The organism is Domibacillus mangrovi (assembly GCF_001906925.1).
In the GTDB taxonomy this organism is placed as follows: Bacteria; Bacillota; Bacilli; order Bacillales; family Domibacillaceae; genus Domibacillus; species Domibacillus mangrovi.
In genome coordinates this window covers 57,846-72,066 of the sequence record NZ_MRWQ01000002.1, presented here as the reverse complement: position 1 = coordinate 72,066, position 14,221 = coordinate 57,846, and the positions used below count along the sequence as shown (strand labels likewise).

Here is a 14,221-nt window from a genome sequence, read left to right as displayed (position 1 = left end):
GACAGACTCATAAAAATTTAATGTCATAGGGGATAAATAATGGAGAACTGTTCGGTAGTTGTTTCGAAATCATTAAGAGACAAGGATAAGGAAAAAATGGACGATGTTTTGAGAGAGTTAGCTGATGTTAAGTATGCTTTGGATCGATCATCGATTGTAGCGATAACGGATCAGCGAGGGATAATTCTTTATGCTAATGATCAATTCTGTGAAATTTCTCAATATGAACTGGAAGAAATATTGGGTCGAGATCATCGGATTTTAAATTCGGGCTATCATTCTCGAGATTTTTTCAAGAACATGTGGGCTACGATTGGATCAGGAGACATTTGGAGAGGTGAAATAAGGAATAAGGCTAAGGATGGTTCATTTTATTGGGTCGATACAACCATTGTGCCATTTTTAAATGCTCGCGGAAAGCCATATCAATATATCTCGATACGAAATGATATTACTCTTCGGAAAAGAATGGAAGAAGAGATAAGAAAAAGTGAGGAAAAGTATCGATTAATTACTGAAAATTCGTCAGACTTGATTTTAACCATTGATAAAGAGGGGCGTTTATTATACATATCACCTTCTCACATGGCCCTATTAGGGTACGACTTGATAGAGATGGAGTTAAGTCTAAGTTCTTTATTTCAATGTGTACATGAAGAAGATCGTGAAAGGGTCTTTGATAATATTCAAGCCGTGATTACAAAAGAGAGAGGGTCTTCTCAATTAGAATTTCGAATTCTAACAAAAAGCGGGGATCATGTCGATGTGGAAGCGAAGGTTAATTCTATTTTTGATCCATCTGGAAATGTGAAAAAGTTAGTGCTAGTGATGCGGGATATATCGGAAAGGAAAAAGACAGAGCAAACGATTTATCAATTAGCTTATCATGATACATTGACTGAATTGCCCAATCGAAGGTTCTTTATGGACTATTTGCGTAAAGAAGTCCATAAAGCCAATCTTAGTTCATCACAACTAGCCGTTATGTTTGTCGACGTGGATCGCTTTAAAAATATTAATGATTCCTACGGACATGAAATAGGCGATCTTATTCTGATTGAAACAGCCAAGCGGATTAAGGAGTGTCTTCGCTCAACAGACTTAGTCGCTCGGATAGGAGGAGATGAGTTTACTATTTTATTGACAAATGTGTCCGATACAGAGGATGTGGAAATCATTGCTCAAAGAATTAAAGAACGTTTCCATGTGCCGATAGAGTCTGAAGGGAAATTACACAACCTTTCTTGTAGTATTGGTATTGCCCTCTTTCCCTCAGATGGAAAAGATGTGGATGACCTATTAAAACGAGCAGACATGGCTCTATATACTGTAAAAGAACAAGGAAGGAATGGGTATATGTTCTTCCATCCAGGCATGGAAGAACGGTCATTGGAACGGATTTTGTTAGAAAATGAACTGAAAAAAGCGATACAACAGGAGCAATTTTATATTGATTATCAGCCTAAAATGAATCTTTCCAGCGGACAGTTAATTGGTATGGAAGCTCTTGTACGTTGGGATCATCCAGAGTTAGGAAGGATATCACCAGGCAAGTTTATCCCGATAGCTGAGGAAACTGGGTTGATCCTTCCCCTTGGAGAATGGGTACTTCGCCATGGATGCAAACAAAATAAAGAGTGGCAGAATCAAGGATACCCCCCACTAAGAGTATCAGTTAATTTGTCTACAAAACAATTTTATCAATCTAACTTATTAGACAAGATAAAAGAGATTTTAAATGAAACGGAATTGGAGCCAGAGTGGCTGGAGCTTGAGATTACGGAAAGTATTTTTACGGATATCGATCAAGCCATAGCCACCCTGCAAGAAATTAGAAAGCTAGGCGTTCATATTTCCATCGACGATTTTGGAACAGGATACAGTTCATTCAGTTACATCAAACATCTTCCTGTAGATACATTAAAAATTGACGCTTCTTTCATTCGGGACATTGATCAAAATAAGGAAAGCCAGGCGATTGTCAAAGCAATCTTGGATATCGCACAAACACTGGGTTTGAATGTCATTGCTGAAGGGATTGAAAGCCAAGAGCAGTTGATTGCTTTGAGTGAAGACGGCTGCAGTCAAGGGCAGGGTTTCTTATTTAGTAAACCATTGTCCATTCACGAATTTGAAAACTATTTCAAACAGTCTATTGAAACAATTTAAGTAAAAAGTGGACGCGACAGTGAATAGTGTTATTGCTTTTTTTCTAATCGCAGCTCATTTACTATTTATGATTGAGAAAAGATGAAAAAATAAAGGGGGAGAACGGTGAATATATTTAGACAAAAAACAAAGGCTTGGAGTGAATATGCAACGTATGCCCAATCGACAGATATAACAGAAGTAGGAGAACGAGTGAAAGAAAGACTGGCCTTTCTAGGCATAAGCAAGGAAACGCTCCAGTGTGTAAAAGAATCATTGCCGATTTTGCTGCCTTATAAAAACGAGATAGTGGACCGTTTTTATGAGCAGATTATGTCGATGGTTCATCTTCAAGAGATTATTGTTAAAAATTCCACTGTTGAACGACTGAGAAAGACGATGGAACAATATATTGATCAGTTTCTTCAGGCTGATGTGAACCGGGATTATATTAGGACTAGAATCATCATCGGCAGTGTGCATAGCCGGATTCATTTAACCGCTGAACATTTTATTTCCGCCCATCACGTGTTAATCCAAATTATGACGTCCATTTTAATGGAAAACTTGCATCATAAACCAGATCGGATGATGGAAACGATTTTGGCTGTTCAAAAACTGGCTGCTTTTGACCAGCAGCTCATTGTGGAAGTATATATGGAAGATACATTTAAAACCTTTTTATTTGATGTTTCCGGTATGCTAGACTCTATGACGGGTTTGGAGACAACAAAACAACTTATTGTTGGGATGAATGAGATGATTGAGGAAAGCCACAGTGTCACGTCTGCTACGGAAGAAGTGAGTGCTTCGATTATGGAGGTAGCCGATCATTCCGTTAAAGTAGCAGAAAGAACTGATGAAGCGGTAGAGTCAGCTGAACAAAGTAAACAGGTGATCAATGAGTCACTTGGAGATATTGAACAAGTCGGCTTCGTATATAAACAAGTCGCGATACAAGTGAATCAGCTCAATGAAGAAATTGAACAGACACATAAAGTAGTAGAAGTCATTCGTGATATTACGGATCAAACGAATTTACTCGCTTTAAATGCAAGTATTGAAGCGGCCCGAGCAGGAGAACATGGGAAAGGGTTTGCGGTTGTAGCAGCTGAAGTCCGCAAACTTGCTGAACATACGAAGGAACAGACGATGCAAATTACAAGTAATATGGAAAGTTTACAAAAAGTGTCCCAACTCGTGACGGAACAAATGGAAAATACAGGTAAATTAGTGGAGCAAAGCGTAGCTGGAGCTGCCGAGGCTGATAAAGCACTAGAAAAAATCGTTTCGACTATGCAGGACATCAGCCAATCCACTTCTCAAATTGCAGCAATGACAGAAGAACAAACATCGGCCGTCATGGAAATAGCAGAACGGGGTACTGCCATTTTTGACTTGGGTACTAATTCACAAGATATGGCTAAACAAACTGCTGAAATTATTTTTGATTTAAGCAAAGAAATGGATGAGTACCGAAAATCTTTCTTTGTGACGAATATAAAACTGACCGATAAAGATATCATTAAAGTGGCCAAAACAGATCATCTTCTTTGGAAATGGAAAGTCTATAATGTACTACTTGGAATTGAAAAAATGCAGACAGAACAAATAACATCACATAAAGAATGCCGCCTGGGAGAATGGTACTATGGCATCCTTTCTGACCAAGTAAAAAATCAGCTTCCTTATCAGCATCTTGAAGCACCTCATCGAGCTGTTCATCAGTATGCAAAAGAGGCTGTGAGTGAATATGAACAAGGACATGTTGATAAAGCGCAGGAAGTGTTTGGAAAACTTGAAAAGGCTTCTAGTGAGGTGATCGCTTTATTAGTTCAATTAGAGAAATCGCTCTAGTACAGCTATAGAAACAATGATCATGCCTTTATATACTAAGAACGCTTGGATCTTTATTCCAAGCGTTTTATTTTGCCCTGTATCCAACTTGAAGTCCAAATTATCAACAGATGATCCTAATGTTTTTTGACTGCCGGCAATCCTTCGTATAATCACCCAAATAAAAATGATGAATACACTATCTATGTTCATTTTAAACGAGGGGGAATCGCTTATGTATCAAGCGTATCATTACCCATATGTAGGATACGTGCCAGTTCAAGGGACAATGATTCAAGAGTTGGAGTACACTCAACAATGTTTACAAACGACTTTACAGCTTATAACGGAATCCGTTCAAGGCGAACGGGAAGATGAACTTTTTTATCAATATTTAATTTCGGTGGCACCAACTCAAGAAGAGAAAGAGATCATTGCTTCGATAAGGGATGATGAGAAAAAACATAATCAAATGTTTAGAAAGGTTTACCGGGATTTTACAGGACAAGAAGTGCAGAATGTGAATGGAGAGCAGTTTGAAAAACCAGTGAGCTATATCGATGGAATAAAAAAGGCGTTATTTGGGGAGTTAAGGGCTGTAGAAAAGTATCGGAAAATCAAGCAATGTTTACCGGAAGGTGTGTATCAACATATGTTGTTTGAAATTATCACGGATGAGTTGAAGCATGCAGCAAAGTATAATTATTTATTTACTTTAAATAAAAAATAAATATTTCTTACCATCTACTTTTGCAGTCGATTTATTTGTCGCTGCATATACTCCATTTGCTTTCGTAATTGCTCTGTTTCTCGGCGCATCTGTCCCATCTGCTGTTGCATTTGTTGATTCTGGTTATTCTCTGTCTGTTGTTTTGCTTGTTCTTGCTGCTTCGTTTGTTCTCGTTCTGCTGTTAAACCGATCGTTGTCAGAATATCTCCTAAAGTAACCAATATTTGTCCAATATATTGTAATTCAGCGGGATAATCATAATCATCGTTAGTATTAATACCTATTTGATTATTCAGGACAATCCCCTCCAATCATCAATTACTCTAGTTTATTCAAATTTTCTTTAAAAAGTACATGAAATAACTTCTATAAAGAAGCGATCATTTTGTATGAAGAAGATGAAAAATAATCTTACGTGAGTTCAATTTGAATACCGATGGATAAAAATAAAAAGTATCAATGACCTCCAATTTGTCCATGATAACAAAAAAGGAGGTGTGATACGATGGCGAAAGATGTTCTTTGCGAAGTTAATAACTGCAAGCATTGGAGTTCAGGAAACAAATGTGAGGCCGATTCCATTTATGTCGTCAGTCATAAAGGAAAACAAGCATCTAACAATGAAGAAACAGATTGTAAAACATTTGTACCAGAAGTGTAATATTCTTAGGGTAACCATTTATTTGGTTACCCGTCGTTTCCGTTAGTATTGATAATAAGTATCATTTTCATTCATGTTTATGGAATTATATTTTTATTTATTCTTCAATTTCCAGTCTTTTGAATAATCCCTGTTTAATTCTATGTTCAGTTGGATATATTAAGTTGGAAAATTAGCTTTAATATTTAGGGAGGGCCAACATGCTGGATGCGAAAACGGTCGAAATCGTTCAATCAACAGCACCTGTGCTGAAAGAACATAGTAAGCAAATAGGAAAAAGATTTTATGAATTACTCTTTTCGAAAGCACCTGATTTGTATAACCTTTTTAACCAGACGAATCAAAAGAGAGGTATTCAGCAGGAAGCATTGGGTTATTCTGTTTACGCTGCAGGAGAACATATTACCAACTTAGAAGCAATCATGCCAGTGATCAAAAGAATTACCGAGAAACATCGTGCCATCGGAATTGTGCCCGAGCAGTATCCGATTGTAGGTCAAACGTTACTGGAAGCAGTAAAAGATGTACTTGGTGATACGGCGACAGACGAGATTATTGATGCGTGGGGACAGGCTTATGGCTACATCGCCGACGCCTTTATTAGCATTGAAAGCAATCTCTATGATGAAACGGAACATCAGCCAGGCGGATGGGAAGGTTTCCGAGATTTTTTAATTGATAAAAAGATAGAAGAAAGCGACATGGTCACATCTTTTTATTTAAAGCCGAAAGACGGACAAGCAATTGCTACTTATAAAGCAGGGCAGTATTTAACAATTAAAGCGAATATTCCAGGCGAGAAATATACTCATATTCGTCATTACAGTCTTTCTGATTCACCTGGAAAAGACTATTATCGAATTAGTGTGAAGCGGGAAGAGGCAAACGGGGATGCACCGGCAGGTATTGTCTCTACCTATTTACATGAACAAATCCAGGCCGGAGATGCCCTGTCTGTTTCCGCACCTGCTGGTGACTTCATACTTCAACACAATGACGAACCGATTGTCTTAATTAGTGGGGGAATTGGGGTGACTCCATTGCTTAGTATGTTAAACACAACCGTAGAAAAGCAGCCAAAACGTCACGTTACGTTTATCCATGCTGCAATAAATAGCGGTACACACGCTTTTAAAGAGCATGTCAAGCAGTTAACGAACCGTCACCAAAATGTAAAATCATTTGTGTGTTACAGCTCGCCAAGCGAGGAGGATCGAATTTCTCATCAATTTGACAAAGAAGGATACGTGGATTTGGACGTATTGCAATCCATCGTTCCATCAAAAGAAGCCACTTTTTATTTCTGCGGACCGATTCCTTTCATGGAAGCAATGAATAAAGCATTACATCAATGGGGTGTACGAGAAGAACACATCCATTACGAAGTGTTTAGCCCAATTGCTATTTTAGGTGGCGAAAATTAAGCAAACGAAGTCTGAAGAAAACATCGAATGAGATCCTAAAACGATCTTTACTGAAAAAAGAAGCGGATTTCTCCAAACTTAAAGTGAGGAAGAATCCGCTTCTTTTTTACTTATATATACTAAACGAAAAATTTGATTATACACAAATACCTGGAACAGTAGGAACGGGAGTATAAAAGGGAGCAGAGAGCCAAATGGCTTTCTGCTTTTTCTTTGTAACTATTTAAAGACTTTGTACAATAAGAAGATTTTAACCTTAAAAAGCCAAATTTTTATACGTTTGAACGATATCCTGAATAGCAGGCATTTCAAAAAGTCCAATTCAGGTTTTTCTATGTTTCAACCGTTTAGAATTATTTAATCGGGAGAAAGCTTTGATGGACACTATTACGGGCAGTTGACAGCAAATAGATACATACACGCTGTATACTTTTTAAAAAATATAACAATTTACTTATGATTTGTATATAAAATAATTATTTTACTTATAGTTAGAAGAGGATTATTCTGAGATTGGAAATAATATGGAGGTAGTGAAATGGATAATCAATATATTAAAGCGAAACAAGAGCACATTTATTTAGAAAAAAAATCAGCCACTTTTCAACAATGGATTGGTGGGATTTGTTTTACCTTTATGATTGCTATGCTAGGTTACTTATTAACAACATTACCTGGATTTGATCATGTTGGTCAATTAGCATCAGCCATTGTCATCGCTGTATTGTATCGACAATTTTTTGGTTACCCTGAACTGCTTCGTTCAGGAATAGGATTTTCCTCGAAAAGACTATTGCGTTTTGCGATTATCTTGTATGGCCTTAAGCTAAATATAAGTACCGTTCTACAGGATGGTTTAGGGCTGCTCATTAGAGATATAGGTGTAATCATCTTTGCTATCTTGTTAACAGTATGGCTAGCCAGAGTATTTAAAGCAGATAAACATATATCGCTTCTTCTTGGAATTGGCACTGGTGTGTGTGGTGCGGCCGCAATTGCTGCAGTTGCACCTATTATAAAAACAAAAGATGAAGATACGGCGATTGCCGTTGGAATTATTGCATTAGTAGGAACTATTTTTGCGATCGCTTATACGATATTACGCCCTTTTTTACCAATATCAGATATAGAGTATGGTATTTGGGCGGGGATTAGCTTACATGAAATTGCACACGTCGTTTTAGCAGCAGCACCGGGAGGTCAAGACGCACTAGCCATAGGCTTGCTTGCAAAACTAGGAAGGGTGTTTTTACTCGTACCTCTGTGCTTTATCCTCATGTATATCATAAAAAGGAAAAATTCAGGAGTCAAAAGTGCTGATACGAAGGTGGAATTTCCATGGTTTTTAATCGGCTTTATCATCATGAGTATTATAGGGAGCTATGTACTGGATGTATCCATTCCAGTTTCAGATAAATTTTTGAATGGCATTTCTATTGTGACTACAGGGTGTTTAACGGCTGCAATGGTTGGCCTCGGTTTAAATGTAAGTCTGAGAGATCTCAGAACGAAAGCATTAAAACCATTAATCGCAATGAGCATTACTTCTATATGTCTTTCTATTTTAGCTTATTTTATTAGTTAAACAAAAGACAGAGAAAGCTTGCGTACAATCTATTGGATGAAATTTTTGGGGAAAAAGATAAATTGTCGCAAACCGTTTTGCAAATTAGCTCGTTACCTATAGTGAGACAGATAAAAAACCTAAAAGAAGGGGGAGATGGAAATGAATAAAACGGCTTATTTCTGGGATTGAACGTAATATTGTTGTTTCTATGAAAACAAGTGCCGAGGCGATTGAGCTTTGGAAGGCTCATTCAAAATACGATGCTTGGATTACATACGAATCTTGGCATTACCGGCTAAAAAACGTAACGGATCTAGTCCGATTTTCAGAGGATGACAAGCTATATCGGGGAACCCCTATAAGTATCACAAGCACTTCCGATAATAAAAAAGAATCAAAACAGTTTATTGAATACTTAAAAACAGAATCTTCGCATCAGGTTTTTCAAAAATGGGGATGGAAATAATAACGAATATAGGGAGAGATTAAAGTGAAAAAATGGATGTTGGTTGTCTCAATGTTTGCAGCTATATTTTTAGCTGCCTGTGGGAATGAAGACAAAGAAACTGTAAAGGAAACCGCTGTTAAAGAGGAAAAAGTCGCAAATATTCAATTGATGGAAAATGAAGAAGTAGGTAACTATCTAGCTGATTCAAAGGGAATGACGCTCTATTATTTTAAGAAAGACGAACCTGGGAAAAGCAATTGTGCGGGTGATTGTTTAGCAAACTGGCCTCCATTTACACAAAAGGAATTTGAAGTGCCGGCTCATTTTGACAAAGAAGACTTTGAAACAATTAAAAGAGAAGATACTGAAGCGGAGCAAGTAACATATAAAGGTTATCCTCTTTACTACTTTGCGAAAGATAAAGTAGAAGGTGACGTAAACGGACAAGGCGTAAAAGATGTTTGGTTTACTGTCAACAGTGAAACCGAATTTAAATAAATACAAAGATAGCAGGAACTTTCACAGCAGTGATGGTTCCTGTTTCCTTGTTCATATGCAAGATGTAAGATAGAGGAAATGATATCAATGCTAAGGAGTGCAGGTGCGATTGAAGACAAAACGTGATGACGAGTTAATGATCTTAGTAAACAAAAAGCATCGTCCTGCCCTAGAAGAACTTTATGAGCGCTACATTAAATTGGTTTATAGCTTTGTATTTAAATTTACAAATGGCAATGAAGATAAATCAAAAGAAATTGTTCAATTAGTTTTTTTAAAGCTTTGGACGACAAAAAGCAATCATGATCCATTGAAAGGAAATTTCGTCAATTGGCTTCTAACTATTACCCGTAATGTTTGTGTGGACTATATACGTAAAGACAGTCTTCATACTCAAAACAACACTGAATTAAATCACAGTTGGTCAAGTGAAATAGCGGATCCGAAAAATGAAATTGAAAATAGAGTCAATTTTAGTGAAGTGGCTGAAGCAAAAAATAAGTTAAATTTTTCACAAAAAAGGTTAATTGATTTACTGTATTGGAAAGGCTATTCGTTAACAGAAATTGCGAAAATGGAAAATGAACCGGTGGGAACAATTAAGAGCAGGCTTCACCAGTCTCTCAAGCAAATAAAGAAGCATTTGGAAGTGAGGGATTTGTAAATGAGCAGAGACTGTGAAAACCTGCTTTCATTTATAGCGGATGAGTTAGATGCAAAAGAAAAAAGAAAATTCACCGAGCACATGCAGCATTGCAGGGAATGCTCAAGGGAGTATGAGCAAATGACGGAAATATGGAATTCATTGCAATTGGACTTTGAAGAGAAAGAAGTTCCTGCATCCTTAAAGGCAGAAGTGATGAATTTTGTTTTCGAGAACGATAAAAAAAGTGTTAGGAAGATAATCGGGGCAAAGTTAAAAGAAAGACGCATCTTTCTTCAAAAACAGTTTACCCCTGTAGTAGCCGGAATCATGTTGTGTATTATGGGTTTGATAATTTTTACTATTCAATGGCAAAATGATCTGGGGGATGGTGAAAAAATAAACTCTGTTCCCGTTGAGGTTTTATCAACACTTTCATTACAAGGTACCGAGCAAAAGAACAAAGATACAAATGGCTATGCGTTTATTTTGCAGCAAGGTGAGACGAAAAGGTTAGTTGTACAAGTCAATAATTTGCCGCGGTTGGAAGGTTCAGAAGTGTACCAAGTGTGGCTGTTAAAAAACGGCGAGCGGGAGAATGCCGGGATTTTTAAGCCGGGGAAGAATGGGGAAGGTATGTTAATCTATCAGCTTGCACAAAACCTTCATTTTGATCAAATCGGTATTACCTTGGAGCCCGACCAATACAGCTCCCAGCCAAGGGGCAAAAAGATCATGGGGTCGTCGTTATAAAACAAAAACGGGTTAGTCCATATAGACCCATTCTTACGGAGCTCTTTAATTTATTATGGATAAATACTTAAAACTATTGAAGAACGTTGAGCGGTACGGATATTAGTGCTGCTTCACTTTACTTCCTCATATTTCACTTTTGAAGGATTATTCGTCCTGCATACTACTTATAAAAGCCGATTGTTCTTTAGCAAAGGAACAATCGGCTTGTTCATTCTGGATATTATCACAGGGGGATAAAGGAAGTGTTATATACTAACTTGACAAACAATTAAAAGGAAAGTAAACTGGTTGTGTAACCGGTTACCTAAGAAAATGGGGTGAAAAAATTGGTTTCCATTAAGGATGTAGCAAAGCAGGCAGGAGTATCTGTTGCCACTGTATCTAGAGTATTAAATAACAAAGGATATGTAAGCGAGAGTGCACGGAAAAAAGTAGAACAATCTATCCAAGAGTTGAATTATAAGCCAAATGAAGTAGCGCGAAGTTTGTTTAAAAAACAATCTAAGACAATTGGGTTAATAGTGCCAGATATCATGAATCCTTTTTTTCCGGAGTTAGCCAGAGCTGTTGAGGACATAGCTGCGGAGCTTGGGTATAGTGTTATTTTATGCAACACGGATGAAAACAAGGAAAAGGAGCAACACTACTTGGACGTGTTGCTGCAAAAGTATGTCGATGGAATTATTGTTTCCTCAAATACGTTGAGCGCTGAACAGATTCATAAGCTTCATATACCGATCGTCAGCATTGATCGCGAAATCAGCCAGGGAATACCAACAATTGTTGTGGAAAATAAAAAAGGGGCGCAAACGGCTACCCGTTTTTTAAAAGATAAAGAGTGTAAAAAAATTGCCCACATAAGGGGTCCACTCGGGGTTACAAACGCAGATGAGCGTTGTGAAGGATATAAGGAAGTAGTAAGTGGGGAACCATGGTTTAGAGAAAGTTACATTGTGAACGGATACTTTGATATGCAATCATCAATTGAAGCGACGAACAAACTCTTACGTCTACATCCAGAAATTGATGGTATATTTGCGGCGAATGATACGATGGCTATTGGTGCGATTAAATCAGCTCATCAACTTGGAAGGAAAATACCTGAAGATATTGCCATTATAGGATTTGATGGCATCGCTTTATCTAAAGCAACAGTGCCGGAACTCACAACTATTGTGCAGCCTATCTATGAATTAGGAAAAAAAGCAACGACAATGCTCGTTCATTTAATAGAGAAAAAACCAGTCGAGAAAACCTTTTATGAACTGGAAGTTCGATTGGTTGAGAGACATTCAACATAATATAAGGAGGATAAAAGGATGATCGACGCCCCAAAAATAACGGTTGTTGGAAGTATTAATATGGATTTAGTAACGATTACGGATCAGCTGCCTAAAATGGGTGAAACACTTAGAGGTCACCAGTTTCAAATGAATCCTGGAGGAAAAGGGGCAAATCAAGCTGTAGCAGCGGCAAGACTTGGAGCACAAGTTCAAATGATTGGTTGTATCGGTAAGGATCGTTTTGGTGATGATCTTCTTCAACACTTGAGTGAACAAGGTGTTGATATAAGCAATGTGGAACCGGTTACAGATTCAACTGGAACAGCTACAATTATTGTTTCAAATCAAGATAATAATATTATTGTTGTACCAGGGGCCAATAATCATGTGACAGCACCGTTTGTGGAATCAAAGCGGGATGTCATTGCTAATAGTGATATTCTCATTCTTCAGTTGGAGATCCCATTAGAGGGGGTTCAAAAGGCAGCTGAGATTGCAAAGGAAAACGAAGTGACGGTCATTTTAAATCCAGCACCGATTCAAGAGCTTCCAAATAGTCTTCTTGAGATGATTGATTATGTAACCCCAAATGAACATGAGAAAGAGCTTTTACAAAAAGGTATTAATGGGAAAAACTTTAAAAACAAGTTAATCGTTACAAAAGGAAGCGAGGGTGTTTCTTTTTATGATAGTTGTGAGGAAGTAACGATTCCAGCATACAGCATAACTGTAGTTGATACGACAGGAGCAGGAGATTCTTTTAACGGTGGTTTAGCAGTTGCACTGAGTAAAGGACTTGAATTGAAAGCTGCTTGTCATTACGGAAATGCAGTGGCCGCGTTATCAACAATGAAACTTGGAGCGCAAACGGGGATGCCTACGAAGGAAGAGGTTGAAGCGTTTATAAGTAAAGAAGAGGTCCGTAAGTCTATATGAAATTCAAGCATTAAATCATACAGATAATGAATTCCATCATTGTCTGAATGAATGTACCATTATGATCTTTGTGTAATCCTTTTTCTGTTGTTTTCATTACATTTGGCATCGCTTACTAAATATAGTTTGGGAGGAAAAAACATGATAAAAAAACCAATTATTATTGATACAGATCCTGGAATTGATGATGCAGTGGCAATCGCAATCGCTCTTTACAGTGAGGAATTAGAGGTTCGATTAATGACAACAGTTGCTGGAAATGTTGGTCTTGATAAGGTGACATATAATGCTTTGCGATTGCTTACGTTTTTTAAGAAAGACATACCCGTTGCTTTAGGAGCGGATAGACCATTGATTAAAGCTCCTATTGATGCTAGTGACATACATGGATCTAGTGGCATGGATGGTTATGATTTTGAAGAGCCAACGAATGACCTCGTCTTGAAAGAAAATGCTGTTAATGCTATGCATCGAGTCATTATGTCGAGTGATGAACCGATTACTCTTGTTCCTATTGGACCTTTAACCAATATCGCTTTATTATTAAAACTTTATCCGGAAGTAAAAGATAATATTGCTGAGATTGTTATAATGGGGGGTTCCACGACAAGGGGGAACGCAGGGGTTATGGCAGAATTTAATGTTTTCGCTGATCCGGAAGCAGCAAAAATAGTATTTCAAAGCAATTTGCCTATCGTTATGGTGGGACTAGATGTTGGATTGAAAGCGCTCGTTTACCCTGAAGATAGCGCCCAACTAAAAGACATGAATCAAACAGGGGAAATGCTTTATCAATTATTCCAAAAATATAGAGGCGGAAGCATGAAAACAGGATTGAAAATGTATGATAGCTGTGCGATTGCCTATTTGTTAAAACCGGAAATGTTTGAAGTAACGGATACTTTTGTAGATGTAGAACTAAGCGGATCCTTGACTACAGGTTGTACTGTAGTGGACTTAAAAGGCTATTTAGGAAAACCCAATAACGCAAAAGTTTGCGTTGATATAAATCCGCAAATGTTTAAAGAGTGGTTATTAGAAAGTTTGAAGAAGTGCATTTAATGATACTTATTTTATCCCGCATTAACGGGTAGTAAGACCCCTACTTCAAGACTTCGAAAAGAAAAGAAGGATTAGTGGGGGATCCACTGCCCGTAAAAGCCCGATTGGCTCGGGCCGGCTGAAGCCGGTCACTCAGGTATTGCCGCAGGACGGGGCGCTCTTTATCTGAGTTCCTGTTTATTCAATGGGGGATGGGCGGAACGCAGACTAAGATCGTCACGTCCTGTGA

The 14,221-nt window shown here is 37.8% G+C and carries 14 protein-coding genes; 13 read left to right on the top strand and 1 reads right to left on the bottom strand.

Annotated elements, in window-relative coordinates; genetic code table 11:
- Positions 1-39 precede the first annotated feature (39 nt).
- From BLL40_RS03105 to BLL40_RS03095, 3 genes are all read left to right on the top strand, one after another.
- Positions 40-2,169, top strand: a complete 2,130-nt coding sequence (locus BLL40_RS03105; protein WP_073710466.1) for a bifunctional diguanylate cyclase/phosphodiesterase — start codon at positions 40-42, stop codon at positions 2,167-2,169.
- A 105-nt stretch (positions 2,170-2,274) separates the two neighbouring features.
- A complete protein-coding gene (locus tag BLL40_RS03100; protein ID WP_073710465.1) occupies positions 2,275-4,005 on the top strand; it encodes a methyl-accepting chemotaxis protein in 1,731 nt (576 codons plus the stop codon).
- A 214-nt stretch (positions 4,006-4,219) separates the two neighbouring features.
- Positions 4,220-4,714 carry a ferritin family protein gene (locus BLL40_RS03095; RefSeq protein ID WP_073710464.1) on the top strand — a complete coding sequence of 165 codons (495 nt, stop codon included), beginning with the start codon at positions 4,220-4,222 and terminating at the stop codon, positions 4,712-4,714.
- 14 nt (positions 4,715-4,728) lie between these two features.
- Here BLL40_RS03095 and BLL40_RS03090 read toward each other — a convergent pair whose 3' ends face one another.
- The gene (locus BLL40_RS03090; protein ID WP_073710463.1) at positions 4,729-5,025 is read right to left on the bottom strand and encodes a hypothetical protein; all 297 of its coding nucleotides are present in this window, start codon (positions 5,023-5,025) and stop codon (positions 4,729-4,731) included.
- A gap of 194 nt (positions 5,026-5,219) precedes the next feature.
- Between BLL40_RS03090 and BLL40_RS03085 the strand changes: the two genes are divergently transcribed.
- The 10 genes from BLL40_RS03085 (at position 5,220) to rihC (ending at position 13,992) form a co-directional block, all read left to right on the top strand.
- Complete coding sequence (locus BLL40_RS03085) at positions 5,220-5,375, top strand: DUF1540 domain-containing protein (RefSeq protein WP_073710462.1); 156 nt, start codon at positions 5,220-5,222, stop codon at positions 5,373-5,375.
- Between the two features lie 200 nt (positions 5,376-5,575).
- Entirely contained in the window at positions 5,576-6,799 is a 1,224-nt protein-coding gene (hmpA, locus tag BLL40_RS03080) for an NO-inducible flavohemoprotein (protein ID WP_073710461.1), read from the top strand.
- Between the two features lie 538 nt (positions 6,800-7,337).
- Positions 7,338-8,384: a YeiH family protein gene (locus BLL40_RS03075; protein ID WP_073710460.1), complete on the top strand. Its 1,047-nt coding sequence runs from the start codon at positions 7,338-7,340 to the stop codon at positions 8,382-8,384.
- 145 nt (positions 8,385-8,529) lie between these two features.
- The gene (locus BLL40_RS03070; RefSeq protein WP_342743110.1) at positions 8,530-8,832 is read left to right on the top strand and encodes a substrate-binding domain-containing protein; all 303 of its coding nucleotides are present in this window, start codon (positions 8,530-8,532) and stop codon (positions 8,830-8,832) included.
- A 24-nt stretch (positions 8,833-8,856) separates the two neighbouring features.
- Positions 8,857-9,312: a COG4315 family predicted lipoprotein gene (locus tag BLL40_RS03065; protein ID WP_073710458.1), complete on the top strand. Its 456-nt coding sequence runs from the start codon at positions 8,857-8,859 to the stop codon at positions 9,310-9,312.
- A 136-nt stretch (positions 9,313-9,448) separates the two neighbouring features.
- Entirely contained in the window at positions 9,449-9,976 is a 528-nt protein-coding gene (locus tag BLL40_RS03060; protein WP_425429389.1) for an RNA polymerase sigma factor, read from the top strand.
- Positions 9,977-10,708, top strand: coding sequence for an anti-sigma factor (locus BLL40_RS03055; protein WP_073710456.1), 732 nt, complete (start codon positions 9,977-9,979; stop codon positions 10,706-10,708). It begins immediately after the preceding gene.
- Positions 10,709-11,028: 320 nt separating this feature from the next.
- Entirely contained in the window at positions 11,029-12,012 is a 984-nt protein-coding gene (locus BLL40_RS03050) for a LacI family DNA-binding transcriptional regulator (protein WP_342743109.1), read from the top strand.
- Between the two features lie 18 nt (positions 12,013-12,030).
- Positions 12,031-12,930 carry a ribokinase gene (rbsK, locus tag BLL40_RS03045; RefSeq protein WP_073710454.1) on the top strand — a complete coding sequence of 300 codons (900 nt, stop codon included), beginning with the start codon at positions 12,031-12,033 and terminating at the stop codon, positions 12,928-12,930.
- Between the two features lie 141 nt (positions 12,931-13,071).
- Positions 13,072-13,992: a ribonucleoside hydrolase RihC gene (gene rihC / locus BLL40_RS03040; protein WP_073710453.1), complete on the top strand. Its 921-nt coding sequence runs from the start codon at positions 13,072-13,074 to the stop codon at positions 13,990-13,992.
- The last annotated feature ends 229 nt before the right edge of the window (positions 13,993-14,221 follow it).

Coding starts and splice junctions, on each gene's coding strand:
- BLL40_RS03055 (WP_073710456.1), top strand. CDS start 9,977: ATGAGCAGAGACTGTGAAAACCTGCTTTCATTTATAGCGGATGAGTTA.
- BLL40_RS03075 (WP_073710460.1), top strand. CDS start 7,338: ATGGATAATCAATATATTAAAGCGAAACAAGAGCACATTTATTTAGAA.
- BLL40_RS03060 (WP_425429389.1), top strand. CDS start 9,449: ATGATCTTAGTAAACAAAAAGCATCGTCCTGCCCTAGAAGAACTTTAT.
- BLL40_RS03085 (WP_073710462.1), top strand. CDS start 5,220: ATGGCGAAAGATGTTCTTTGCGAAGTTAATAACTGCAAGCATTGGAGT.
- BLL40_RS03105 (WP_073710466.1), top strand. CDS start 40: ATGGAGAACTGTTCGGTAGTTGTTTCGAAATCATTAAGAGACAAGGAT.
- rihC (WP_073710453.1), top strand. CDS start 13,072: ATGATAAAAAAACCAATTATTATTGATACAGATCCTGGAATTGATGAT.
- hmpA (WP_073710461.1), top strand. CDS start 5,576: ATGCTGGATGCGAAAACGGTCGAAATCGTTCAATCAACAGCACCTGTG.
- rbsK (WP_073710454.1), top strand. CDS start 12,031: ATGATCGACGCCCCAAAAATAACGGTTGTTGGAAGTATTAATATGGAT.
- BLL40_RS03095 (WP_073710464.1), top strand. CDS start 4,220: ATGTATCAAGCGTATCATTACCCATATGTAGGATACGTGCCAGTTCAA.